Source organism: Bacillus sp. CZDM1 (assembly GCF_055502545.1).
Genome location: NZ_JBUESO010000013.1, coordinates 111,846 through 138,088, shown reverse-complemented (window position 1 = coordinate 138,088; position 26,243 = coordinate 111,846). Strand labels below are relative to the sequence as shown.

The 26,243-nt window shown below is 39.5% G+C and carries 18 protein-coding genes and 2 riboswitches; all 18 genes read right to left on the bottom strand.

Going from position 1 to position 26,243, the window contains the following annotated elements:
- Positions 1 to 124: 124 nt before the first annotated feature.
- Positions 125 to 1,450 (bottom strand): NCS2 family permease, encoded by a 1,326-nt coding sequence (locus ACY3XC_RS23600; protein ID WP_464870739.1) that lies wholly within the window; start codon positions 1,448 to 1,450, stop codon positions 125 to 127.
- Positions 1,451 to 1,554: 104 nt separating this feature from the next.
- Positions 1,555 to 1,656, bottom strand: a riboswitch (purine riboswitch).
- 106 nt (positions 1,657 to 1,762) lie between these two features.
- Positions 1,763 to 3,283, bottom strand: a complete 1,521-nt coding sequence (gene guaA / locus ACY3XC_RS23595) for a glutamine-hydrolyzing GMP synthase (RefSeq protein WP_464870750.1) — start codon at positions 3,281 to 3,283, stop codon at positions 1,763 to 1,765.
- Positions 3,284 to 3,414: 131 nt separating this feature from the next.
- A riboswitch (purine riboswitch) is annotated at positions 3,415 to 3,515 on the bottom strand.
- Positions 3,516 to 3,552: 37 nt separating this feature from the next.
- The gene (locus tag ACY3XC_RS23590; protein WP_464870738.1) at positions 3,553 to 5,751 is read right to left on the bottom strand and encodes a transglutaminase TgpA family protein; all 2,199 of its coding nucleotides are present in this window, start codon (positions 5,749 to 5,751) and stop codon (positions 3,553 to 3,555) included.
- A complete protein-coding gene (locus ACY3XC_RS23585; protein ID WP_464870737.1) occupies positions 5,748 to 6,968 on the bottom strand; it encodes a DUF58 domain-containing protein in 1,221 nt (406 codons plus the stop codon). The genes ACY3XC_RS23590 and ACY3XC_RS23585 overlap by 4 nt, the downstream gene beginning before the upstream one ends.
- Positions 6,968 to 7,909, bottom strand: a complete 942-nt coding sequence (locus tag ACY3XC_RS23580; protein WP_464870749.1) for an AAA family ATPase — start codon at positions 7,907 to 7,909, stop codon at positions 6,968 to 6,970. The genes ACY3XC_RS23585 and ACY3XC_RS23580 overlap by 1 nt, the downstream gene beginning before the upstream one ends.
- Positions 7,910 to 8,146: 237 nt before the next feature.
- Positions 8,147 to 13,036 (bottom strand): Ig-like domain-containing protein, encoded by a 4,890-nt coding sequence (locus tag ACY3XC_RS23575; protein ID WP_464870736.1) that lies wholly within the window; start codon positions 13,034 to 13,036, stop codon positions 8,147 to 8,149.
- 15 nt (positions 13,037 to 13,051) lie between these two features.
- Positions 13,052 to 13,495: a hypothetical protein gene (locus tag ACY3XC_RS23570; protein ID WP_464870735.1), complete on the bottom strand. Its 444-nt coding sequence runs from the start codon at positions 13,493 to 13,495 to the stop codon at positions 13,052 to 13,054.
- Positions 13,496 to 13,509: 14 nt separating this feature from the next.
- Complete coding sequence (locus ACY3XC_RS23565) at positions 13,510 to 15,453, bottom strand: protein kinase domain-containing protein (protein WP_464870734.1); 1,944 nt, start codon at positions 15,451 to 15,453, stop codon at positions 13,510 to 13,512.
- Positions 15,454 to 15,472: 19 nt separating this feature from the next.
- Positions 15,473 to 16,240, bottom strand: a complete 768-nt coding sequence (locus ACY3XC_RS23560) for a PP2C family protein-serine/threonine phosphatase (protein ID WP_464870733.1) — start codon at positions 16,238 to 16,240, stop codon at positions 15,473 to 15,475.
- A 14-nt stretch (positions 16,241 to 16,254) separates the two neighbouring features.
- Complete coding sequence (locus tag ACY3XC_RS23555; RefSeq protein ID WP_464870732.1) at positions 16,255 to 17,097, bottom strand: FHA domain-containing protein; 843 nt, start codon at positions 17,095 to 17,097, stop codon at positions 16,255 to 16,257.
- A gap of 110 nt (positions 17,098 to 17,207) precedes the next feature.
- Positions 17,208 to 17,510 (bottom strand): pore-forming ESAT-6 family protein, encoded by a 303-nt coding sequence (locus tag ACY3XC_RS23550; protein WP_411256681.1) that lies wholly within the window; start codon positions 17,508 to 17,510, stop codon positions 17,208 to 17,210.
- Between the two features lie 32 nt (positions 17,511 to 17,542).
- On the bottom strand, positions 17,543 to 17,845 hold the full coding sequence (locus ACY3XC_RS23545; protein WP_464870731.1) for a WXG100 family type VII secretion target: 303 nt from the start codon (positions 17,843 to 17,845) through the stop codon (positions 17,543 to 17,545).
- Between the two features lie 40 nt (positions 17,846 to 17,885).
- Positions 17,886 to 18,077, bottom strand: a complete 192-nt coding sequence (locus ACY3XC_RS23540; protein ID WP_464870730.1) for a hypothetical protein — start codon at positions 18,075 to 18,077, stop codon at positions 17,886 to 17,888.
- 17 nt (positions 18,078 to 18,094) lie between these two features.
- A complete protein-coding gene (locus ACY3XC_RS23535) occupies positions 18,095 to 19,474 on the bottom strand; it encodes an Mbeg1-like protein (protein ID WP_464870729.1) in 1,380 nt (459 codons plus the stop codon).
- Between the two features lie 4 nt (positions 19,475 to 19,478).
- The gene (locus ACY3XC_RS23530; RefSeq protein WP_464870728.1) at positions 19,479 to 20,234 is read right to left on the bottom strand and encodes a hypothetical protein; all 756 of its coding nucleotides are present in this window, start codon (positions 20,232 to 20,234) and stop codon (positions 19,479 to 19,481) included.
- Positions 20,235 to 20,301: 67 nt separating this feature from the next.
- Entirely contained in the window at positions 20,302 to 20,553 is a 252-nt protein-coding gene (locus ACY3XC_RS23525; RefSeq protein WP_464870727.1) for a methyltransferase, read from the bottom strand.
- Positions 20,546 to 25,165 (bottom strand): type VII secretion protein EssC, encoded by a 4,620-nt coding sequence (essC, locus tag ACY3XC_RS23520; RefSeq protein WP_464870725.1) that lies wholly within the window; start codon positions 25,163 to 25,165, stop codon positions 20,546 to 20,548. The genes ACY3XC_RS23525 and essC overlap by 8 nt, the downstream gene beginning before the upstream one ends.
- A 269-nt stretch (positions 25,166 to 25,434) precedes the next feature.
- Positions 25,435 to 26,238: a hypothetical protein gene (locus tag ACY3XC_RS23515; protein WP_464870724.1), complete on the bottom strand. Its 804-nt coding sequence runs from the start codon at positions 26,236 to 26,238 to the stop codon at positions 25,435 to 25,437.
- Positions 26,239 to 26,243: the final 5 nt, after the last annotated feature.

The following is a 26,243-nucleotide window of genomic DNA, read 5'->3' as shown; positions in this document are numbered from 1 at the left end:
ACCCCTATCATACAGCAGAAATTTGGAAAATTTTATCTATTTTTATGAAAAATAAAAATATTTTGTGAAATAGTTCACAGTACAAAAAAAGAGCCTGCGATCATCACAGGCTCTTTCAACACCATTATAAAAATAAGAAGTAAAGAACGAAAATAACAAAGAAGAAGTACATGATTGGATGAATTTCTTTCTTACGCCCTTTAACAATCATTGTAATTGGGTAAAAGATAAACCCAATTGCAATCCCTGTTGCAATGCTATATGTCAAAGGCATAGCAATCATAGTAAGGAAGGCTGGTACAGCAACTTCAAATTTCGTCCATTCAATTTTCCCTAATGAACCTACCATCAGCGCCCCAACAATGATTAAGGCTGGTGCTGTAACGGCTGCTGTTACTACTGATAATAACGGGAAGAAGAACAATGATAGTATAAACAATGCTGCTGTCACAAGTGAAGCAAAACCTGTTCTTGCACCTGCTGCTACCCCAGCAGATGATTCAATATAAGATGTTGTCGTTGAAGTACCTAGGACTGCACCCACCGTTGTTGCTACTGAGTCAGCAAGTAACGCTCTGCCTGCCCGTGGTAATTTATTGTCTTTGATCATTCCTGCTTGATTCGCCACCGCTACAAGTGTCCCAGCATTATCAAAGAAATCGACAAACAAAAGGGTCAAGATAATTCCAAGCATGGCCATTGAGTAAAACGAACTATCTGTTAAAGAAGAAAACGCAGCTCCAAATGTAGGTGCTATACTTGGAACGGAATCGACAATTCTATCTGGTGTATCAATTAAGTTAAAAATCATTCCTACGATAACAGTAATAATCATTCCGAAAAATACTGCACCATTAATTCCTCTAGTCATCATAATAACCGTTATAATTATCCCGAAAATAGCCAGCAAAGTTGGTCCAGCTGTCAAATCACCTAATCCAACAAGGGTTGCATCATTGTTTACTACAATACCTGCACTCTGCAATCCAATAAAAGTTATATATAACCCAATACCTGCTCCAACGGCATGCTTTAACTCAATCGGAATCGCATTGATTAATTTCTCACGTAATCCCGTAAGTGTTAATAAGAAGAAAAATACACCGGAAATGAATACTGCACCTAACGCATGCTGCCATGGAACGCCGCTTCCTAGCACAACTGTATAAGCAAAAAAGGCGTTCAATCCCATACCAGGTGCTAAGGCAATCGGGAACTTTCCTAGAAGACCCATAATAATAGATCCAATCGCAGCAGCCAAAGCCGTTGCTACAAATACTGCTCCGTAATCCATTCTAAGGGCATCTGGTAAATCCGGTACACTTGATAGTGTTAATGTCAGCGGGTTAACAACTAATATATAGGCCATCGCCAAGAAGGTAGTCATGCCGCCAATAATCTCACGGCGATAATTCGTCCCTAATTCTTTAAACATAAAATACTTCTGCATTTACTTTTCCCCCCATGAAACTATCTTTTAATAAAACAAAAAACGCTCCGATATCTACCGGAACGCTTGACTTGGGGCAAGTGTAAATAATAGAGGATTACCCTCTTTTTATAACACTGCCTCGTAGTCAAGCCCTTTACGGTGGCTCGGTAGAAACTCTTGGGCCTTATCCCCAATATTATACGAGTTAAATCGACAAATTATTTACTTCTCTATTATCTTAACAGGCAGCCCCCAACTTGTAAACACAAAAAGCGAACGTTTTTAAAATTATATTTAAAAACGTTCGCCTTTAGAACTAATATATAAAATTTATTCCCATTCGATGGTTGCAGGCGGCTTACTCGTAATGTCGTAGACCACACGGTTAACATGGGGAACTTCATTCACAATCCGAGTTGATATAACCTCAAGTACATCCCATGGGATACGTGCCCAATCGGAAGTCATCCCATCTATAGAAGTGACGGCACGGATACCGATTGTATAATCATATGTGCGAGCATCGCCCATTACACCCACACTGCGAATGTCCGGCAGTACCGTAAAGTATTGCCATATTTCACGATCAAGTCCAGCCTTCTTTATTTCTTCCCTTAGGATCCAGTCAGAGTCGCGAACAATTTCAAGTTTATCATCAGAAATCGCTCCTAAGACACGAATTCCAAGACCAGGACCAGGGAATGGCTGTCTCCAAACAATATCATCCGGAATTCCAAGCTCAGTGCCAAGCGCGCGAACCTCATCTTTAAAAAGGGTATTCAATGGTTCGATTAATTTAAATTGCATATCCTCAGGCAATCCGCCGACATTATGATGAGATTTAATCGTTTGTGCTGTTGCGGTTCCACTTTCGATGATATCGGTATAAAGCGTTCCTTGGGCTAAGAATTCAATACCTTCAAGTTTTGTTGCTTCGTCATCGAATACATAAATGAATTCATTGCCAATAATTTTTCGCTTTTTCTCAGGGTCTGAGACACCCTCTAGCTTAGATAAGAAACGTTCTTTTGCATCCACTTTAATGACATTCATATGGAAGCCTTCTGCAAAGGTCTTCATAACACTTTCCGCTTCATTTTTACGAAGAAGCCCATGGTCAACAAAAATACAGGTTAATTGATCTCCGATTGCTTTATGAATGAGTACAGCAACAACAGAAGAATCTACTCCACCGCTAAGGGCACAAAGTACTTTCTTATCGCCAACCAGCTCACGAATCTTTGCCATTTCCACTTCAATGAAATTTCCCATCGACCAATCGCCTTTACACTCACACACATTAAACACAAAATTCTTAAGCAGCTCATTTCCATATACGGAGTGACGAACCTCTGGATGGAATTGAACAGCGTATAATTTTCGCTCCTCATTACTCATCGCTGAAATAGGGCACGATGGATTTGTTCCATCAACAGTAAAGCCAGCTGGTGCTTCGACAACCAAATCCCCATGACTCATCCAAACCACTTGCTCCTCAGGCATATCATGGAAGAGCTTCGTTTGATTTTGAAGGTTCATTACTGCCTTCCCATATTCACGGTTCTTTGCTTTTTCAACTTTCCCATTAAAGTGAACAGTCATTAATTGCATGCCATAGCAAATTCCTAAGATAGGCAGACCCATTTCAAAAATTTCCTCATCGCAGCGGAAAGAGTTTTCATCATATACACTATTAGGACCACCGGAAAAAATAATCCCGCTAGGATTCATTTTTCTAATTTCCTCTGCAGTAATCGTATGCGGGTGCAGTTCACTGTATACACCAAACTCACGAATCCTCCGTGTAATCAACTGATTATATTGACTTCCAAAGTCTAAAACAACAATCATATCCTGCGTACCTGTCAAATTGGCCACCTCTTCCAAAATAATACTGTTAGTATTTACAAAAATAGAAAAAAAAACTAGAATTCTCCCTCCAAATACCAGGAAGGCAGAATTCTAGTTCTAATAATTACTATAACAGAAATTCCTGCCTTCATAGTCAGATCATTTACGGTGACCCGGTAGAGACTCTCGAACCAATTTTCGAGGATATATGAAGATAAGTTAAATGTATTAAATTCTTAACACATTGTAACAATAGGTTGTTTTTCTGGTCAAGCAATTGTCTTTTTAATTAAATTTTCCCACAATTCCCGTGAATCCTTCCAGCTTCCCTCTGGGAGTTTCTGATGGTACAGATATTGTTCATAGCTGTCGGTCAGCTTTGACATCTCCCTAGATGCAAAGAAGGTATCAATGTATCGTGCATAATTTCTAAGTGTTTGATTTTCATTACGTTTTAGCCCGTAGCGTTCCAATTGCTCTAGAAGAATGGGGTAAGCCTTCCCAATGTTTTCATCTTTTTTTCTTAAGCGAAACTGAAGTAAATATAAATGCGGAATCCACTTTCCTCGTAATCGATACACCAGGCCAGCCGCCCCCACAATGATTGCAAATGACAGCAAAATAAATTTCCAGTAATCGTTAAAAAATATTTTTATACTCAACCAGCTGCCATTAAATGAAAAGGATTGTTTCTCACCCTTCGAACTGCTGCTATCTTCTTCCTGGTTCTGCTGTGGTTTTGGTGCCGGCGGAGCAGTTGTTTCCGCAGCTTCAGGTGTTCCATCTGGATTCGTAAAATCAATCGAAACGTCATTTGTAAAACCCTTAGTTGGTTCAAAAGGAACCCATCCTTGGTTAGGGAAGTAAACTTCCACCCATGAATGTGCATTATTATTGGTGATTTCATAGATTGATTTCGAAGTATCACCTTCGCTATATTCCAGAAACTTTCCACCGGTATACCCTTTCACCCAGCGAGTAGGAATTCCTACTGTTCGAAGCAGAACCGCCATCGAAGTGGAAAAATTATCACAATACCCTACCTTTGAATCAAATAAAAATTGATCGACATAATCATCATTTTCTCCGGGAACAGCGACATTTTTTTGATCGTAACGGAACTCAGAGCCGCTAAAATGACGCTCAATTGCTTTTGCTTTATCAAACCAGTTTGTTTCTCCTTCTGTAATACTTTCTGCTAATTCCTTAATTCTTTCCGGAAGTTTCTCTGGCAGCTGCGTATATTGGGCAAGGAGTGCTGAATCAATCTGTACCGGGTCGACAACACTCGTCTCCCTTAAATCAATTGCTTCATATTGTGGTATTTTATAATCAACTGTATAGGCATCCGGAGCAATAGGCTTAGAATCAAAACCGAAGATAGAAATCTTTTCCTTTGTTGAATCTATTTCCAAAGTATAATTGCGTTCAAATTGTGCTCTTTGGATACCTGCAGGATAAATAAGGTGCTCAAAATCCATAAATAAGAATAATTTTGCAGATTCATCCCTGGTTTCTACCGAAGATGGAATAGAGCTAACGGGTATTAACTCATCCCCGCCTATTTGAATAGAAGTTGAACTAGAAGGAATCCAGCCTTTCCCCGTATAATGATCTTTTGTTTCTACCTTCCAATAATTCTTTTGCCTTGCTTCTGCCTTAAATACGGTACTGTCATCCCCAATAAATGGGCCGCCTAATTGAGTATCGTCTGTGCCGTAACCAACTTTAGAAACACCTGTACCATTTGCATCATCTCCGCCTTTATTACCAGCAGCCTGGAGATATGGAACAGGGTCGGGCCATATTGGTTCGAACTTAGGTGCAACAATCCCAATGATGACGCTAAACGCAATCATTAAAACTAATGGTCTCATCCATTTTCGCGTAATAAGAGAATCTGTATTTACCTCTTCCTTCGCCAAGATTCTGTAATAGGTTAACATCCCCATGACAGCAAAACCCACAACAACGGTTCGAACAATTGCTGTTTTCGCACTATAGAGCGTAAAAGTATCCAAAACCGTTATGTAAATAAGTGTCATAAAGAAGAAAATAAAAATCCTTTTTCGGTTCAAGAGCCAATAGTTAACTAAGTAAACCATTAACCAAAGCAAAATAAAAAACAAAAGTGTTCGAAATTCATTTGTTATCCCTAACCAATTAAGCGCTATAATCGTACTAAAATTACTAGTCAAATTACTTAAAAAGGAAGACAGCCAGTCTAATTGAAAGAATCCTGTATCATAATGGAACATATGAACAGAAAAGAGGATAAACCATATCTTTAAAATCATTTGCCAAATCCACTTTAATCTTAAAAAGGATACGGCAAATGAAACCAGAATAAAAATCACAAACATTTCAATATGGTCCGTTTGCGTTAATTGCTTCACCGGACGCAGCCATTCCCATAAAAGCAAAAATCCTAATAAATAAACAAGAAAAGCTTGAAGATTTCTTTTCATCGTAAATTCACCTCCGAAAAGGCAGAAGCAAATTCCCCTTCATGAACCATTAGAACCCGTACATTTCGTGCATTTGCAAGTGCGATAAGGGATCTTTCACTTTCAGCAGGAGATTCTGTTTCTCCTTTTATCAGAAAAAGTGTAATCTTTCCTTTCCTTTGTCCTAGAAAACCTGCTTTTTCTATTAAAGGCTTTGTTAATTGCGCTGTTACGAGTAAGAAGGATACCGATTGCTGGACAAACATTCCCTCCGTCTCTAACACCTTCTCAAACGAGGAAGAACTTTTCGCTTCTATCCTAGCAAGATGATAAAAGAGCTGATGCAGTTGATCTTCTCCGCCCCTAATAGGAAATGATGCTCTATCAGTGCTAATCGTTAATAGCCCCGTTTGTGCTCCCTTTTTTAGAACAGCCCGTAGTAAAGAGGCAGTAAAGGAAACAACCCCCTCAAAGTTCTTATTAGGAGAACAGTCCATTACAACAAACACATCATGGGATTGGCGTTGTTCAAATTCCTTCGTCATGATTTCGTTCCGTTTTGCTGAGGCTTTCCAGTTTATCCATGAGAAGCGGTCCCCAGGCTGGTAATCCCTTACACCAATTGCTAGTGTGGTATCCCGCTGGACCCGTTCTCGTGAGGCAGTCATCCCTTGGTCGAACTGTGTCTCTAATGGTCGGTAAACCAACTCTGTATAAGCTGGATAGGCGATGACTTTACTTCCCATAGAATATACTTTTTCTTTTTCAACTAAGCCTAGAAGGTCACCTGTTCGAACGATAAAGCTATTGAATATATGCTCACCCCGCGGCAGACTATCAATCCTATATTCATAGGAAAATTCCTTCTTAAAACCAGGTAATACTAGTGCCTTTGATTTCTTCTTCTGAGAAGAACGAGAAAGTGTTTCCGATAATTTATCTTCAATAAGTAAATAGAAGATAGGAAAGATAGAGTTTCTCTTCACATTTACAGTAACCGTTAAAGACTCACCGGCATTATATTCTGTTTGGGGAATTTCACGAGTAATTTCCAGCTCATTCAGCGAATAGAGTGATAGGCCGACACAATAGACAGCAAATGGTATGAAACTATAAAATAAAAACCAGCTTACAAATCCCCCTTGAAACATCGCATAGGAAAACGTAAGCACAATCAAAAATAGTAAGACAACAAACTTCCATACTTTTTTGAATGGACTCCACAATTTCTTCATCATTACTTCACAAGCCTTTGGACGGGCACCGGAATTCTAGCAATCACTCGGTTGACAATTTCTTCTGCTGTAATTCCTTCAAACCTTGCTTCTGATTTCAAAATAATTCGGTGCGATAATACAAATGGTGCTAAATACTGGATATCATCCGGAAGACAAAAGTCACGGCCGTACATGAAGGCATAAGCTTGTGCCGCTTTCATTAAAGCGATCGATCCCCTTGGACTGGCGCCAAGGTAAACCCCAGGAAAGCGTCTCGTCTGGTTAACGATATCCACAATATAGCGCTTTATCGTATCATCCACGTAAACTTCTTTTATTTCTTTTTGCAGTGCGAGTAAACCTTCAAGGTCAATGACCGGATAAAGGTCTTCGATAGGTGGAACTCTCTGTGCCCTGTTTAGAACTTCTATCTCTTCATCTACTTCTGGGTAGCCCATTTTCATCTTCAACAAAAAGCGGTCAAGCTGTGCTTCTGGCAGTGGATAGGTTCCTTCGTACTCGATTGGATTTTGGGTTGCCATAACAAAGAATGGTTTTTGAAGTCGATGGGTAACGCCATCAATCGTTACACTTGCCTCCTCCATCCCTTCAAGTAAAGCCGACTGGGTTTTGGGTGAGGTTCGGTTAATTTCATCTGCGAGGATAATATTCCCCATCAACGGTCCTGGTCGAAATTCGAATTCCATTTCCTTTGGATTATAGATTGAAATTCCGGTCACATCTGAGGGTAATAGATCAGGAGTAAACTGGATCCTTCGGAAGTTAGCATTAACAGACTTCGCAAGTGCACGGACCATCATCGTCTTTCCTACACCTGGTACATCTTCCAGCAGCACATGCCCTTCTGCTAATAAGGCAATAAGGCTAAGCTCGGCTACATTTCTTTTTCCAATCATAACCTTTTCAATGTTTATAAGAATCTTCTCTATCGTTGGGTTCATTTGTTCACGGGCCAAGTTACATCCTCCTCATGGGTCTTTCCGTTTTAAGACATTATATCTGTATATTCTATTTTTTACTGTAAAATTCCTGTAAAAAGTTACGCAATACCAAAAATTCCAATAAATATTAGACGGATGAGCACCGCGAATGTTTCATATATAACGATAATTTTCTTCTGCAACACATAGAAAAAGGCTGTAAATGATATTTTCATCATTCACAGCCTTCCGCTGGCTTTATTCCTCAACTGCTGCTGTTTTCTTTCTTCTAACTAAAACAGTAATTCCCATTCCCATTAATCCGAATAGCCCAATTAACGAGCCTGCAAACAATGGTTTATTTTCGTAAAACTTCACTAAAGCTGTTTTCTCAACAATTTCAAACGGAATGACGGTAGTCGTTTCATTTTCCGCATCATCCACCGCTGTCACTTCCACTTTATACGAATTGATTTCTGAGAAAGTAGACGTAAAGACGGTAATACCATTTTCATCGGTTGACTCTTCAAAGTTAGAAACCTTGCCATTTACCATTATTGATTTGATAGAATCGCTCGGATTATCAAGGCGAATTTCCGCTTTGACAGCCTCATAGTATTGCTCATTCTGCTGAATTCCATCGTAAATTATCTTTGGTGCCTTTTTATCAATAATAAACTCGACACTTAATTGCTTAATATTCCCTGCCTTATCCTTTACCTCGAAGAACAAAACATGTTTACCATCTGAAGTAATGGGATCTCCAAGATTATATTCCCTGCCGTCCAAGGTAAGGGCTATGATGTCATATTCGTTCAAATCCTCAATCAGTAGTTCTGGTATTATATCCTTATTAAAATACCTATTTGAAACAGGTTCTTTAAACTTAATGACCGGTGACGTTTTATCAATCGTAAAGACGATGGTTCGCGTACTTACATTGTTCGCTAAATCTGTTACGGTTGCTTTGAATACATAGTCCTTTTCCAAGTCTAGTTTCGTTCCGTTTTTGTAAGGAGCACCATTTAACGTTACAAAGGTTCTGCTTGAATCTAAATGAATATCAGAATACGTAACAACGGGTTCTAGATTCTCATTAAAGAATCCATCAAGGATACCGGTAATCGATAATGTTGGTTTGGTCGTATCTACGGTAAACCTTATTTCCAATGTCGTTTCATTTCCTGCTTTATCCCGTGCCAAAACGTTAAAGTGATAAGCCATTTCCTTCGATGCAGTCGGCGCTGTTCTGCCCGTATTCGCACCGTTTAAGGTAACGGAAACGATTGAATCATCTTTCTGATCTAAGGCAAATTCCGGCGTGAATATCTCATTAATATATTCTCCGTCTTTTATGACTCTATTTTGCCCTTTAAATTTAGGAGTGATAACTGGTTTCGTCTTATCAATCGTGAAGCTCACTTGCTGCGAGAAGCTATTTCCGGCTTTATCAGTCGCTTCTACCAAAACATCATAGTCGCCTTCACCGCTAAAATTGTGACTCAAGGATGCGGTGTTATGGCTGACAGAGAAAGCTCCCATATTGTAACGGGCACCATCTCTTGTTACTGTTACTTTGTTAATGTCTAAATTCACATCACGAATGGCGACATTCACCTGCTTATCCTCATTGTAAAACGCATCTTTATTGACACCCGTAATTTCGATAGCTGGTTTTGTTTTATCAATCGTGAATGTCCGGTTAACAGTGACTGGTCCATTGCCAGCCTTATCTATCGACTTAACAAGGATTGAATACAATCCATCTTGTGTAAAATGATGGCCAATTATGGAAAGCTGCTTTTGATTCGTGATGAAGTTACCCAAATCATATGGCTTGTTATCTTTTGTTACTGCCATTTCAACATTATTTGTTGAAAAATTCTTCTCATTAATTGATACGGTTACGTTTTTGTTCGCAGGGTTAAAAGAGTGATCCTCCACCCCTTCGACTTTTACAACAGGCTTGGTTGAATCAATAATAAAACGAATGGGTCCATGGATGCTTTTCCGCTTTGCTTTATCACTTGATTCTAAAGTCACTGTATAATTTCCTTCTTCTTTAAACGTATAGCTTAGTGAACCTTCTGTGTTATAACTTAATGCCATATCACCAATGCTATAAGGCTCCCCGTCTTTTAATACGTTCAACTTTGTATTGGAAATGTCGATGTTTGTATCTTTCACCCAAAATGATGCTTTCGTACTTTGGTAATTCCTATCATCTTCGATACCATCCGTGGCTAATAACGGATTAATCGTATCGATAGTAAAAGTTACGGATTTTTCGTCTGCTTTGTTTCCAGCTGCGTCTTCCGAAATCACCTTGATGGAATACTCATAGTCATCTTTAAAATTGTAGGTAAGACTGGATATCTCAGCAAAGTTTCGCCAATCACCAATCCAAATACTTTTACTTTCATTCGTAACTGTATTTTTTTCTATTACCTCATACTGGACCTTGTTGTTAGCAAAATTATGTTCATTTACAAAGATTGAAACAGGTTTGCTCTCAGCGTCGTAGGAATGATTCTTCACTGCTTCATTGGTATTCACGTCGATAATTTCGATTACAGGTTTAATACTATCGACCGTGAACATTAACTCCAAGTCGGAAGCTTCGGCTGTGGCTTTGTTTCCAGCCTTGTCTTCCGCACTTACCTTAATCTGATAATCCCCGTCTTCCGTAAATTTCAGTGCGAGTTCCGATTTTTCACCTGTATTCACCAACGTTTCTTCTTTTTCACTATCATCTTTCAGAACTGTGACGGTTACATGGTTTGTTTCATAGTAGTATTCGTTAACCCCGATGATAACCTCACCGCTTTTAACAAAAGCACCTTCATTAATTCCAGTGATATCAACCTTTGGTGCAGTTCTATCGATGGTAAACTCTATGGTTTTCGAGCTCGTCTTTCCGAATCTGTCTTCTGCGGTGACTTTAAGTTGATAAACACCTTCCTCTGTGAAAGTCAGGTTCATTTCACCTTTATATAGCCACTTTAAGTAATCATAGATATCCCAGCTGCCTGGTTTAAGTTCAGTGACCTGATCACCATTTGTTCTTGTCATTTCAAGGGTTGTTTTCTTTTTATCAAATGTGAAATCATTGACGCTTACGGTTACATCCACTGTTTCACTGTTGTAATGTTCCTGATGTTTAACCCCATTAAAATGAATATCAGGTTTGCCCGTATCAATCGTAATGGTTTTCGTTAAAATCGTCTCATTCCCAGCTTTATCTTTAGAATCTACTGATATTTCATAGACTCCATCTTCTTTCAATAAATGTTGTGTTACAACGTTTTCACCAGCTTGAACGAATGGATCAATCACATATTCTTGTCCATTTTTCTTTACACTTACATTGAAAAACTCATGATGCTTATCAGTTACCGTTATTTTTACTGTTTTCTCGCCATCAACCACTCGTTCATCTTCTGCCATTACCGTATCATCAAGGGTAACAACCGCTTTCGGATTGGTATTATCAATTGTAAAAGAAACTGATTTTGCTGGTGCAGCTTGTCCTAGTTTATCTGTTGAATTGAGGGTAATTTTATATTTCCCTTCAGCGGTAAAGGTATGTCTCGCCACCGCCTTTGCGTCTGATACGCTATTCAACTGAATACTTTCTGAATAGGCAGCTCCATCCTTCTCTACCTTTAAAGCTGTTTGCTTTAAATCAAGAGTTAAATCTTCAACTGATACCGTTACTTCCTTTTTGGTTTTATCAGAGTTGTAAAATTCTCCCGCCTTTACTCCTGTGATTTCCAGTGTTGGGGCAGACTTATCAATAATAAACGTCACTTTTTTAGCTGCGGTATTCCCAGCTTTATCTGTAGCGCTTAAATCAAGGACATAAACACCTTCCTCGGTAAAAGAATGTGTTTTGTAGGCATCTTCATCCTTATAAGTAATTACTTGGTTTCCTGCCGTTATCTTAAGCTCTGTATTACTTTCATCGACATTGGCATCGGTCACACTGATTACTGCTTCTTTGGATTCACTGTATTCACCTTGATCATTAACACCGTTAATGGCTAGGACCGGTGCTGTTTGATCAATCGTAAAACTGGTGACTCCTAACTGATGTCCTGGATCCATATTTTGTCGATCTTTTACTGTTACACTTACCTTGTAAGCACCATCCTCCGTCAAGGAAAGGACAGCATTTTTACCTTTACTCTCGAAACTCTTCACTTCTGTTGTCTTTTCGCCATTAATCATCTTCTCAATGGATGCCGTTGCCTCATAAATAAGAATGTCACTCTCAATTATCAGTTCAACATTTTTATACAAACCATTGTCGTTTTTATCTTTTATTGTTAATCGTGGACCTTGTTTCACGATACCAAAATTCACTTTTGTTGAATCACTTTTATTTCCTGCTTTATCAGCGGCAACAATCGTTACTTCATAAAACCCAGTATTTTCAAAGGTTAGGGACGTTTCATTCTCTTTCCAGACAGGTGCTTGTACTGGTTCGTAGGCAATCCCATCTTTTAAAATTGAAATCGTATCCTTCCCCGGAGTAAAGTTGCTGTCATTTACTTTAATACTCAAGGAGACTGGCTTGTTTGTAAACCCGCCTTCCTCAAATCTGCCATCTTCAAACATAGGAGTAGCATTTACTATAGGTTTAGTGGCATCTCGATCAATTGTAAACGTGTTAGTTGATACAGGGATATTCCATGCATTCTCCTCTGCAAATTCCACCGACACCTGTAAATGGCCATCGCTGCTATCTGGCTGTAATGGAATTGTGACCAAATACTCCCCTAAAAAACCTAGCTCCGGATCCTTTATTTCCTCGACCTTTGCTGTTGGGACTTCACTGCCTAGGTAAGCAGCTTTAACAACAAACGGTGCTCCTGCCTCTGTAATACCTTCACCCTGACTGTTATTCTCAAAGTCTTCCTTTAAATCTACCTTAAAGGTAATACTACTTTTATTCGTCATCCAGTCTGGCTGATCCCTCGATTCCATATCCCATTTGTCTTCATTAAACACGATATATCGCTTTGCCCCATCCAGCGAAAATGCATTTGTGCCAAATACAAACACTGAAATGAGCAAAAGGATAACACTTAATGTCCAGATGACCTTCTTTTTACTTTTATACTTTCTAGCTATACTATCTGCCATTCTACTAAACTCCCCTTAGATAATCGTGGTGGAATGAACTACGATCACATCCACTTCTTTTTTGAAAATTTCCTTTTCCTCTATTAATAATGAAGTTTCCTCCACATCCGCCGATAAAACGGTTGTTTCATCAAAGTCAGCTGTTAACAATGAGGTTTCTTCGATAAATCCATCACCAAGTAAGGCTGTTTCCTCAACCCCGCTGCTCATAAGCTCCGTCTCTTGACTAGCTGCAGCCTCCCTGGCATATTGCTTTTTTAACCTGATTCCTTTCGTCAGCACCTTTTCATTTGAATCTTCTTGGGCTTTTTTCTTTTTATGTAATCCTTTCCGAAGGCTTATACCTGTTAAGTCCTCGACCACTTGCGCAATACCCATTTTGACGTAGAGAATAATCGAGATGACCAGGGTAATCAGCGCACCTGTCATTCCTCCGTAAAGCATAATCTGGTACTCCATTTCCCTTCCCCTTTCTAGTTAATACTAAGGTTATCAAACCTCCTATTTAGCTTTTTAAAGGCTTCATCCTCTCCTGCTCCATCCAGTGCCTTTGCTTGTTCATAAACAAGCTTCGCTGCTTGATACTTTCTGCTGCCTTCCTCTTTACTTTGTTCAATATCTAACAATAGATTTCCAAGTTTGACATACGCTTCGATACTTTTTGGATTGTCTTTTATCGCGTCTTGGAATTTCTCAACCGCACGGGCTGTGTCACCCATTTCTTGATAAATCACACCTATTTTGACTAGAATTTCTTCTTCATTACTTGCATTTAAATCCAAAAGGTTTTGATAATGCTGTATTGCCTGATCAAAATCTTCCCTGGCAGTTACTTTGTCCTTTGAATTTACACCTCTGCTATAGAAGGCCTGCGCTAATTTTTGTTCAAAATCCACTTCATACTTAATCAATAAGTTCTCATTTTGTACTAACCGCAGCACTTCGTACGCTTTTCCAACGATTTCAATGGCTTTTGTATTGGCATCGGAAATTTGTCCTTTATAGGAGATGTAAATATTCGCTAATGAATTATAGTTATCAATTTTCTTTCGTTCATTTGGCAGCCTATCATTAAACGTTTCAAACTCTAGCAGATATTCGGAAAACCTTTTATAATCAATATTCATCGAAATCATCGTTGTTGCTAATGCTTCATAATACTGGGCGTCTGGAATTTCCTTCGGATCGACCTGATTAAAATGCTTTAGTGCCTCCGAGTAGTTATGTTTGATATCGAAATACGTCATCCCCATCTTAAAGCGGACCTCATTATTCTCATGGATATTTCCGTACTCATCCTCTATATAGGCTTCTATCTTTGCTAGTCCCGTATCTGTTTCATTTCGATTGCTATATAAATCTAGTAAATTAATGTATGCCTCTGCCCGGTCTTTATCGACCGTTGTGATTGCTTTTTCTAACATTTCAATGGCTTTCTTATCCTCGCCATCCATTGCATAAACCGAGCTATCATTGACTAAGCTCATATAATCCTGGAACTGCGTATTTTTCACGCCTTTATAGCCAAACAGTGCTGTGGTCGTAAAGGCAAGGCACAGGACAACCGGAATAAGAAAGAGTGAGAGCTTCTTCTTCAGCTTGTTCTTATACCCTGCTGTCAGCTTGTTAATATTTTCAAGATCGTAGGATAGCTCACTGCAGCTTTGATAGCGGTTCGTTGGCTCCGATTGAGTGGCTTTGATAATAATATGTTCAAGACCTTCCGGCAGACTAGCATCCCAATGGCGGATTGGCTTAAGCTCAAATGGCGGCTCATTTATACTCTTACCGGTGACAAGATGATACAAGGTAACCCCTAAACTATAAATATCCGTGCGTGCGTCGGTCTGTTTGCCTGACATTTGCTCGGGTGCCGCATAGGATTTCGTTCCTAAATTGGTCGTATCCGTAGAACTCTCAACCTTGAATTCCCTTGCAATCCCAAAGTCAATCAGCTTAATTTTCCCTTCAGGGGTAAGCATAATATTATCTGGTTTCATATCCCGATAAATAATCGGGTACGGTTTTCTTGTATGTAAGTACTCTAGAACTTCACTTAGCTGCCTTGCCCAATCAATGACCTGATTCGCTGAAATAGTCTTTTCTCGTTTCAGCTTCTCTTTTAAAGACTCCCCTTCAATATAGTCCATGACCACATAGATATCGCCTTCAGATTCAATAATATCGTAGATTTTTGGCAGCGCTCCATGGTCAAGAACTTTAAGCATATTGGCCTCGACAATCAAACTGTTGATGAGAAGTTCGTTATTACTAGACGCCCTTTTCCGGATATCCTTTACCACTAGAGATTTGTTCAGCCTGTTATCCATTGCCAAATAAACGATACTCATTCCGCCGCGGCCAATTTCCTTTAATATTTCATATCTTTCATCGATTACCGATCCAATTTGTATCAAGTAAAAACGCCCCCGCTGCTTACAAAACTTTTGCTGCTACAACCGAAATATTATCTACTTCTTTCCTTGCCTTGACTAACTCTACTAACTGAACAACTTTACCTTTCAATTGCTGATCATTCTTTATCGTTTCTGGTTTGAGATTCAGCGCTAACTCTTCCTCCGTGATTTGATGGTAAAATCCATCCGAACATAACATAAACACCGTGTTTGCCTGGACATCACCCGTGGAAAAAACCACTTCAATTTCCTTTGTTGCCCCAACACATTGCAGCAGCACATTTCTGCGAGGATCCACTTTCGCCTGCTCTTCTGTTATGTTCCCGCGAGCCACTTCCCTCGCCACTACTGTTTGATCATTTGTCAGTTGGTTAAGAGAATTAGAAATGCTATATGCCCGGCTATCCCCAATTTGTGCAATATAATATTTATTGTGAACGATCAAAAGTGCAGTTAGAGTAGTCCCTAATTTCACTTTTGAGGTCTCACCGTAATGGAGGATTTTCTCATTCAATTGTTTAATGCACGTTTCTACTTCTGAATAGATTTCATCCTCAATATGCTCTGAGTGCGACAGTCTTGGCACTTCCGCATCGAACCACTCTGCCATTCCTCTAATGACTGTCGCACTTGCCAGTTCACCGTGCGACAAGCCTCCCATCCCATCACAGACGATGAAGAGAGCGACCGGACCTTTCGGAGTTTTGGCTGTCTTTAGTAACAAGGCATCTTGATTGGTTTTCTTTTTAATACCAACATCAGTATGGTGCGCTGTTAAAAATGCCATTAGCTAACCTCCTTTTAAAACAATTTGAAAACAAATTCCTGATTAGCAAGCTTTATTCGATCTTCATGTTTAATTTTGATCTTTTCATTTGGGGACAGTTTGACTCCGTTAAGATAGCTGCCATTTCTTGAATGTTTGTCAATTAAAAAATATTCGCCATCAAAGGTAATCAATTCTGCATGGATCCGCCCCACCACTTTATTGTTCGAAGCATAATCGGCTTGTTCAGGATCCCTTCCTAATTTAAAAACTTCTTTTGTTATAACAATTTTTTCACCTGTTGCCTCTTCAAGGAGAAATGGCTTTAGCACCAAACCATTGTCTACCCCTAATGCGGTTGTACCTTCTTCTTGGTCGTCCCGCTCAGTAAATGTTCCTAAAACCGTTGTCCCCTCATCCGCAAGTGCCAATGCACGCGTGATGAATCCCGGACTGTAAAAATTGGTGTTCGGTTCGGTAACAGCCTCTTTTTTATTTCCACTTCTGCCCGAAAACTCAATTAGTTTTTCCTTAAACTCCTGCAACTGGAGTTCGGAGGTACAAGCAAGGTAATTATGAAGCTTGACGAAAAACTGTAAGTCGTCATTTTCATCATAGGAAGTCGAAGCAATTAATTCTTTAAAGAATTCACTCATTGATACCTTTTCAAAGACATTATCTTTTACGGGAAGGTACATAAATACTAATCTATTTGAAAAGTGATCAAGAAAAATATGTTTCTTGTCTAGCAAAATGTTACCGAAATTTTCACTATTTTTCTGTAATTCAGCTAAATGATCGACGATGTTTACTAAATGAGTCATCAGCTGTTCTTTCGTTAACATCCCTGAAAAAAGTTTTTCCAAATCGGTTTTCATCCTAATCGTCTCCATCCTTAGGGTTTCATGCACCCGTTATTCCTTGCTCTTCGAAACGTTGTTGTTCCTAACTCTCCTCTAATAAGAGAGTTAGGAACAATCCTGCAGGCTTATTTAAATGCACTCGCGTTGCTGTTGATTGCGGATTCTGTAGAGTTATAGGCATTTACCGTTTGATCTAAAAACTTTGCATAGCTGTCAACAATTTCACGGAAGTTATCAAACTTTGGTGTAAGTGCATTGAAATTATTCCGAATCGTATTCGATGCATCACTATTCCATGTATTCGCTAAAGCATTCATTTCTCTCTTCATCTCATCCAATCTGCCTGTTAATTGTTGGTTTAAATTACGGATTTGATTGGCTGTACTGCTAACTTCATTTAAGGATATTTTGATTCCTTCAACTGCCATGATTTCCACCTCACATTCGCATTATGACTCGATTAGTTCGTTAAACGTCTTGCTCCATTAATGACTTCATTTTGAGTGTCACGATAAGTACGTGCACTTACTTTTAAGAACTCAGAGTATTGCTTCATTAAACTCGTCATCTGATTGAAATCATCCATAAATCCTTTAATCTGGTTTACATAAGCTAAATTATCAGTACCTTGCCAAGCAGCCTGCATCCCTTCAACCTCATTGAAAAGAGCTTTATAAACACGCTCATAATCAGCTGATTGCTGATCAATCTTCGCCGCAGCAATGTCTAGCTTTGCTGGATCAACTGTGATTGTTCTTGCCATTCTTCTCACCTCCTTTAAAGTGCTGTCCGTGCTGGATCAACTAGATTTTCCTTAACTCATGCGTCACATTACGATACTTATTCGCAGCTTGCTGCAGGCTTTGTGCACTCTTCATTGAGCCAATTCCTTTAAACTCTCGGCCAAGACTGTGTGAAATATCCTCTAACTCTCTAGCAATCTCATTTATATCGGCAATAATACTACTAACCTTGTTTTGAACATTCTTATCCATTTTGCTCCCCCGAACCACTACTGGATTGACCGTGCTTTATTCACTAAAAGGGACTCGGTTCTTTCCAGCAGAGCTTTTACTGTATTCAAATAGGTAATATTTTGATTGATTGTGCCGTTAAACGTCGTTAAAATATCTGCTTTCAACACGTTGTCCAGCCCAAAGAGCCCTGCTTCAAAATACAAATCATCGATTCTATTATTCAAAGCACTCGTCTTTCGCTTTATCGCTTCTAATCTATCTGCATAATAGGACAATCTATGTAAATCCACCTTAAGATACGGTTCGACAGCGAAGCTGGTTCCCGTAAAGGCACCGACTGTCCTATTGAGAAGGCGGCGTTTCGCCATTTTTTTAACGGAACTGAAGAAACCTTTTAGATCATCGATTACCTTGGAGGTGATATTCTTCAATCCAGAGAAGAACGCTACACAGCCATCGGCCACACGTTTCGCAGCTGCTTCCATGCCTTTCCAAGTAGCATGGATAACCATTAATGCTGCGTTTGTAATGGCTAACTCTGCCTTATAGGCTTCTCTTACTTCATTTATGGCATTTACAATTGCAAACTTAATTACCTCTGGATTAATATCATTAGGTGCAAAAATCGATCCTTGCCGGGACTTTTCAAATGAGCCATTGGCGAAGTTTACACTCGTTTCATAATGTGGATAAAATGGATCATCATAGTCCTCTTTATTAATCGCAACTGTCTTATCAACATAAGGTGCAAACCCTAGATCATGTACAAAGTCACCTTCATAGGCAATAAAATCAAATTTATTACTTTTTAATGCTTCTTGTTGTTCCTCGGTTAAACTTGGCCAAAATAATGGAGCACCGTTGACCACATAGCCACTAGGGTGATCAGCTAAGTTATTTACAAAAACATATGAAGCTAAATTGCCACCCTTTGAATGACCAACGATTAACTTTTCTCCCGCTGCACCCTTTACAAATTCCTCATAGAAGTGATTGGCTTCCTTTTGCTGCTCGATTTCATTTCCAATCCCCGCGGATCCATTTGATACCCAATCGGTTTTAAAATGGTCCCAATTTTTAAAATCCTCACTGCCTCGATAAACAGCTGCTGCATTACCTGTTTTGTCACCCCATGCATAGCCAACAAAGCCTGATTCCGACTCGCCGCTCATTGTTGGATTGTTGTTTTGATACCCTTGGAGTGTAACCTCAGCCAAACTGGAGTTTTTGTGTGTATCAGAAGTAAAATACTCCTCAAGCTTGATTCTTCTGGCCTCTCCGCCGTTATTAGGAGTTCGCATTGCTTCCTCCCATATTTCCTTAACCGTCAAGCCAGATAAATCTCCTGGTAAGTCAAAATAAGATAACTGGAGAAGAACATTTTTCTCTTCATCATTTAAGTTAGAAAGTGACATGGTATCACTCCTTAAACGCTTTATAATATTCTTCTATTTGACTTGCATCAGATATTTCAAAACGTTTATCAACCATGATCGTTGCGTAAACTTTTGCATCCAAATTTGACCAAGGTGTATTGTTAACACTTGAGGTTCGAATATAATCGGAAATATCCGCTGCGCTGTCAACAAATCCTACTGAAACACGGCTTGATTTTACATCCATTTGTTTAACCACCTGTAACAGCTGATAAATTGGTTCATTATAGCCCGTTACATTTGGGTTCCCTGCGCTTTTAATAGCTGCCTTTAACTCAATACTTACATCATTATTTACCTTTGCAAGATAATCATCGACAGACATATCCTTCATGGAGCTATCGTATTTTCCGTCCTCGACAAATAACAAAACCCTATATTCAGCGTCCTCTGGCAGAAGATTGCTAATTTCAGGTTTTAACCTTTTTGTCAGTTCATCCGACCATTTAGATAACACATAGTTATCGTAATATTCCCCTTCATGGTCTCTATCTTCACCTGCTAAAAAGACATGCTCAGGCTTACCCTTCGGATGAACGATCACTTTATCGGCACCGTACATGTTTTTAAAAATGGTGCTTCCTTCCTTAAAGGTTTCCACTTCAAAGGTTTCATTATAGGTCTCTTCTAAATATGTCAGTATCTCGTTCTCTGAAGATTTCTCACTCATACAGCCTGTCACTCCTATTAATAGAACGAATGGAAGAAGGATGGATCGTACCTTCTTTGTTATTTTCATTGTGCACCTTCCTTTAGCAGGACTTTAAGTAGAGCAATCTCGCGCCGTGCCATTGCTCTTGATAAACTCACAGTAACATTAGCTTGGATCCATTTTTTAAACCAATTTCTTCGATGGTTTTGTTGATATCAAATAGATCCCCTGTTTGCCGATCACATAGAATACTTTGTTCTGTTGCCTTGTAATGCCCTTGTGAAAGGTCAGAGATTGTATGTGTTAGCAGATAGACTACTTCATAAACAGGACTTTTCAGCGGTATAAATACGTCATAAATGTCGTTCGAAGCTGGGTTATAAATCTCGACTAAAATCTTATGCATATTGCACCGCCTCCTCTTCACTTGCTGCAGTGGTCAGGAGTTTTACTAGCTTTACCTTTCCTTTGTTTACTACATAACCAAAGTCTTCTGCTAATTCACCATACATATCATTGGTAATTTTATTGATTTTGAGTGTGTATTGATCGGCAATACCATTTCCTGCCCAAAGTGCGTCACTCATTGATACTTGTTTTTGGAACCAAGGTTCATATGTGTATGAGCTTAGTTTATCGATTGGCTCAGAGAAGATAATCGTCACATTCAGTCCATTTACTCGTTCTAAAAAGACCTTCAGTTTATCTTTTCCATCATCGGATAGCTGTGCATTCAATTCTGTGAAAGAATGGATGATACAGGTGATATTTTCAAACACCGGTGCTGGCTTGCCTTCTGTGATTGCATCCTTTGTTGTGTTGTTGCGGTACACTAATGTGGTAAATAAATAGACAATCATCTCTTCTATCGGCTTTTGCCCGATCACATACTGATACGTGCGGCTGCCGTCATAAACAAAGCTGCCATCAGCGTCGATGACAATTACTTCTCTGCTGTCCTTCATCGTGATAACCTCGGCAAGCCCTTGCATGAACGCAGAGCATTCATCACCCGTAAGCGAAGTTACGAGATTGATCGCTGAAGCAGTAAAATCATAAGGATAGATACTTAATGAGTCCTTCTCGACCCCAATTGGTATTTTATTTGTTTGATTGAAGCGAATTTCATCCTGTAAATACTTGATATCCACTTGATCTGGAAGAATCGGAATTCGTTTTGCTGAATTCTTGTTCCATTTCTGCTGGTGCTCACTGCAAAAACATGTAACAAAGCCGTACAAGTCCGATGCTTCTTTTGAAATTTGAGCAACTTGGAATTCATATACATTCTCTGTTTTGAAAATTCCTCTTCCTTTATTTTTCGATGGATAGACACCATCAACATTGCCTAACACACCAGAATATTCGGTTGTGTCATTCAGCTGCAAGACAAACAGTTGCTTGAAGTTCTGCCGAAGACGGTATCGAATTGCACCCGTGTTTAACGCGGTTACCACGAAGTAGATTCCATACTTCGTTCCTTCTCGCGTTAAAAATGAAATGGCTTCCTCATAGTGTTCATACATCTCTGAAAACGCAGAGTAATTGTGAATCAACAACACAATCGAAGGTACTTTTTCGTTCGACTGCTGATTGAAGACTTTGAAGTCTCCCCCAAAATTTGCGAATTGTTTCTTTCTCGCAGCGATTTCACTAGTCATCATTTTAAAGAGATTATCGATTTTTTCCCCTTCATGTGACAGCAGCACATCACCGACATGCGGTGACTCACGATACCAGCTTAATGTTTCTGAACCAAAGTCTAGTAAATAGAGATTTACTTCTTCAGGCGTGTGTTCTTCCATCAAAGAATAGATAAGCGAGGTTAAGAAGGTTGTTTTCCCGCTTCCAGCCACCCCATATACGACGGTATTCCCTTCTTGGGTGATTGGCAGCCTTAGCACTGCCTGGCGCTGATTTGCTGGATCATCATATTCGCCAATCACAGGATTAAGTTCAAACTGCTGTGAGCCTGTCTCACGATACTTCTCTTTTAATTCATCCAGATAGATGTCAGCTGGGATTGGATCTAACCAAAGCTGTCTTACTTTAATATTTTCTTGTTTTGCTAGATTTGCTAGATAGTTGGTGACTTCATCAATTTGACTCGCTGGTTTTTTGATTGTATCTTTCCGCTTATCGATTCTTGCCGATTTCATCACGCGTCCTAAATTATCTATCACCGAAATCCCATCATCTTTCGTTTTTTCTACCTTATCTGCAGGGTAATACGGAGCCCCTGCCCAGGCAGATTGACCAAGTTCAAACAATTCGTTATAGCCCACTTGCAAGTAGAAACGACCCGTCTGTGATAATTCTGCCGCATCCGGACGTTTAATGACTTCCATACTGTCCGCCTTTTCCTGAACCTTAAGACTGATACGGAATTTACTGTTACTCCAAATTTGATCATCAACAACCCCAGAAGGCTTTTGTGTCGCTAAGATTAAATGGACACCCAAGCTTCTTCCAATCCTAGCAGCACTGACCAGCTGATCCATAAATTCAGGCTGCTGCGTTTTTAATTCGGCAAACTCATCGGAAATCATGAATAAATGTTGTAATGGCTCGGAAACCGCACCTTCACGGTATAACTTTTGGTACTTATAAATATCAATATTGCTTTCATTCAGCCTTCTGCTTGTTTCGCTGAAAATAGCCTGACGCCGCTTTAGTTCACTTTGAATACTAATCAGTGATCGTTTGACAGCCGCCCCATCAAGGTTAGTAATCGTCCCTGCTAGATGCGGCAGGTTCAGGAAGGCATTGGCCATCCCCCCGCCCTTATAATCTATTAAAATAAAGGCGACTTCATCTGGGTGGTAATTTACCGCTAAAGATAAGATGAAGGTCATAATAAACTCACTCTTACCAGAACCAGTCATACCTGCAATCAATCCATGTGGACCATGGTATTTCTCATGAAGATCAAGCTTGAAGGGCTCACCATTCTGGTTAACACCAATCTGTGTTTCAATACTCTGGGTCGGATTATTTTCCTTCCATCGAGTCGGCGCATTTAAATGCTCCACTTTTCCAACGCCAAACATTTCTAAAAAGGTGATCATATCAGGAAGTGTGTAGGCTTTCACAGAAGATGCCAGCTGGATATTGGCCAACTCTACGGCAATGGGTTCTGCGTCCTGCTGTAAAAAAATATCGGCAGCAAAGTTTTGATACTTTCCTGAGATATCGTCTTTATCGAAGATTTTGCTGATTTTGTCATTAAGCTCAACGACATTGGTGCATTCCTTCGGCAGCATTTCCAAACTGTCGTATAAGGTAATCAAGCTGAAGCCAATCTCTTTCTTTTCCTTTAAAAGTAAATTCACCATTTCAGCTTTTCCTGCTAACTCTTTGCTCATCGAAAAAACAACATAATGCTGCTTAATATCCGCTTCATTACTGTTAGCCAGGCTAGCTCGATGGGTGATTTCTTTTTCAAAATAAGCAGAAAGCTCCTTTATTTCATTCGCATCGGAGGCGATAAAGCGGACATTCTTGCCCTCATCCCAGACATGCGGCAGCCACTTGACGAACTTCCAACAATCATGTTCTTCGTTATCGTAAAGAAACACGAATTTACATTCATCGTAACTATGTAAGGCCGCTAATTGAAAAATAATTCCCTTCGCGAACTCAACAACTAAATCCCTTTTTCCAATAATCCCGCTTACGCGCTCATCCGTAAGCGATAGGGTGACAGGCACCTGTCTTAAGATTTGAGGAGATTCTACCCACTGATACAATTCATCTTGGAGGTTGTCATCCTCAAGCGTAAATTTCTTCTCAGGATATTTGATTTCCGCATCTAAGGGCAAATCTCCTAAACCGACCCTTATTTTGAGAAAATCATTTTGTCCTAGCGTCCGTTCCCACAAATTACGTTCACGATTACGAATCCTTTTCAAGCAAAGGTAAAGGGGAATATGATTTTCATGCAAAATCTCACTCTGATACTTGCATTCGTCCTCCACCACTTGTTTCATCTCTTCTATGTACTTGCTATATTTTTCCTGACGTATTTTCTCCTGCTCCATCCGCCTTTTCTTCTCATGCCTTTTTGTTAAAATCGGCCAAAGAATCATCCCAATCATCATACTTAATGACATGATAAGTGTAGGCATTGCATACATAATATCCCCATTTGTCCGCATCACATTTTGGACCGCAAATATACCTGTAAACAACGAAGCCATCCCCATCGTAATTGACGGTCCAAGCATCAGCATTAAAGGTGTTTCTTCGGAATTATTTTGCTGCGGCGGCGGATCAATTTTGATGGTCTTTCGTTCAATATCCCGTTTAAACCTCGGTGAACGATAAAACAATTCATCCTGTTCTTCTTCGATTAAGAAATCATCGAGATCCTCATCCTCTTGGACAATTGGCTGTTCCACAACAAAAGGTTTAAAAGCGTTTCGATTTAAAAACACTATTTGATGGGGATTATTTAGTGAAAGCAATCTTCCATTGTAAACAATCCGTAAGCCCATAATCGAAATCACATCGCCAATTTCGAGCACTTTTTCCTTAATTCTTTCACCATTGACATAGGTGCCATTTGAACTATTATGGTCCCGGATTACAGCTTGACCTTTCCCATCGTATACAACCGAACAGTGTAAACTGGATACCAACTTGTCGGTAAAACAAATATCGTTATCCTTTGCCCGACCAATCTTAATCACATCTGCTGAAACCATATGTCTTGTAAACTCTTTCCGTCCTTCACTTGCTGGCTCCACATATAAAAGCGCCGACGAATCCTCAGCACGATAGATCGTATACGTCATAAAAGGCTCTACCGGAATTTTTCCAACCTTTTCACCAGCAGCGCCCTTTAGGTAGGCATATTTATTTGATTTTACAAACCACTTACCGTCTTCCGCTTCAATCGCCATTAATTCAAGCGTATTACCATCTTTATCAACTGTCGTGAGAAGGTATCTCCCAGTTATTTTTTCAGGTAACACCAGATGAAATGCTTTACCTCTATCAAACAGCGTTACTATCAAAATAATTCTCTCCCTATATCAAGCCAAAGTAGCTCTAGTAGAAACAATTTCCTATATTTGTTATTATAAAGCAATTTTCTACTTGGTCCGTCATACTTTAGACACAATTTGGCAAAAACCTTCCTCTTCCACATAACTACCGGTATAGAGCCCTTCTAGCCTTTTATTCCTAGTACTTTTCGTTAGGTTACATGTGAAGAAAGAACCGTATAAACAATTTTTTTATAACAAAAAAATCCATATGAGGCTGCTCACATGGATTTTCATTTTCAACTATTCACACTTGAAGCTTCAAGCCCTACACCATTTAATAAATCACACCACTGCTCAAACGTATTTAATGCAACCTTTACTGGTACAGTCGGATGGTCCGTATATTCGACGACCCATATCCCTTTTGCAGAGGGAAGAAAGAAGACAATATTTTCAAGAATGGGGTCTCTTTCAATACTTGGATGATAAAACATTGAAATATTATAAAGAGACCAAGTCTGCGCTTCTAAATCATCGACAAACAATCGAAAGCTCTGTTCTTCTTCAGGGGAAAAACGGCTTATTTTTCTTACTTTCTTTACGTTATGGTGTTCACTCAGCAAATCGAATGCCTGGTCGGATAGCTGAAACAGCTGGGCACCTTCAATACCCTCTTCCGAAAAAGAATAATAGTTTCGTATTACGTTTGGAATATCAGCACCTTTGACATAGGCAAATTCGTGGATAATGTCTCGATCGATGATATGAGTCATCCATGTATCCTTTTCAACATGATGAATCATTAGAATGTTCGATTGCCCTTTATTCGAGCAGCGAATCATCCATTTCGATTCGACATAGCTCTGAATAAATTGCTGAATTTCATCCCTTAATGGAATCTCTCCCTTTAACTCTCTTTCGTCATCCCAGAGCTGCTTTAGGATTAATTGGTGAGTCGTCACTTCCATAATGGAATCCCATTCTTTTTGGCTCTTTTCTCCAACCGAAGCCTCCGCAATACCCTTTGCTACACCAGGATATCCACTTAGAGTAACTAAGAGCGCAAGCTCAGCTGATGTACAAGTCATAATATAATCCATTTATT

Coding starts and splice junctions, on each gene's coding strand:
- ACY3XC_RS23585 (WP_464870737.1), bottom strand. CDS start 6,968: ATGATGAAGAAATTGTGGAGTCCATTCAAAAAAGTATGGAAGTTTGTT.
- ACY3XC_RS23550 (WP_411256681.1), bottom strand. CDS start 17,510: ATGGCAGTTGAAGGAATCAAAATATCCTTAAATGAAGTTAGCAGTACA.
- ACY3XC_RS23530 (WP_464870728.1), bottom strand. CDS start 20,234: ATGAAAATAACAAAGAAGGTACGATCCATCCTTCTTCCATTCGTTCTA.
- ACY3XC_RS23515 (WP_464870724.1), bottom strand. CDS start 26,238: ATGGATTATATTATGACTTGTACATCAGCTGAGCTTGCGCTCTTAGTT.
- ACY3XC_RS23575 (WP_464870736.1), bottom strand. CDS start 13,036: ATGGCAGATAGTATAGCTAGAAAGTATAAAAGTAAAAAGAAGGTCATC.
- ACY3XC_RS23560 (WP_464870733.1), bottom strand. CDS start 16,240: ATGGCATTTTTAACAGCGCACCATACTGATGTTGGTATTAAAAAGAAA.
- ACY3XC_RS23540 (WP_464870730.1), bottom strand. CDS start 18,077: ATGGATAAGAATGTTCAAAACAAGGTTAGTAGTATTATTGCCGATATA.
- ACY3XC_RS23545 (WP_464870731.1), bottom strand. CDS start 17,845: ATGGCAAGAACAATCACAGTTGATCCAGCAAAGCTAGACATTGCTGCG.
- ACY3XC_RS23590 (WP_464870738.1), bottom strand. CDS start 5,751: ATGAAAAGAAATCTTCAAGCTTTTCTTGTTTATTTATTAGGATTTTTG.
- guaA (WP_464870750.1), bottom strand. CDS start 3,283: ATGATTGTTGTTTTAGACTTTGGAAGTCAATATAATCAGTTGATTACA.
- ACY3XC_RS23570 (WP_464870735.1), bottom strand. CDS start 13,495: ATGGAGTACCAGATTATGCTTTACGGAGGAATGACAGGTGCGCTGATT.
- ACY3XC_RS23580 (WP_464870749.1), bottom strand. CDS start 7,909: ATGAACCCAACGATAGAGAAGATTCTTATAAACATTGAAAAGGTTATG.
- ACY3XC_RS23535 (WP_464870729.1), bottom strand. CDS start 19,474: ATGTCACTTTCTAACTTAAATGATGAAGAGAAAAATGTTCTTCTCCAG.
- ACY3XC_RS23555 (WP_464870732.1), bottom strand. CDS start 17,097: ATGAAAACCGATTTGGAAAAACTTTTTTCAGGGATGTTAACGAAAGAA.
- ACY3XC_RS23600 (WP_464870739.1), bottom strand. CDS start 1,450: ATGCAGAAGTATTTTATGTTTAAAGAATTAGGGACGAATTATCGCCGT.
- ACY3XC_RS23525 (WP_464870727.1), bottom strand. CDS start 20,553: ATGCATAAGATTTTAGTCGAGATTTATAACCCAGCTTCGAACGACATT.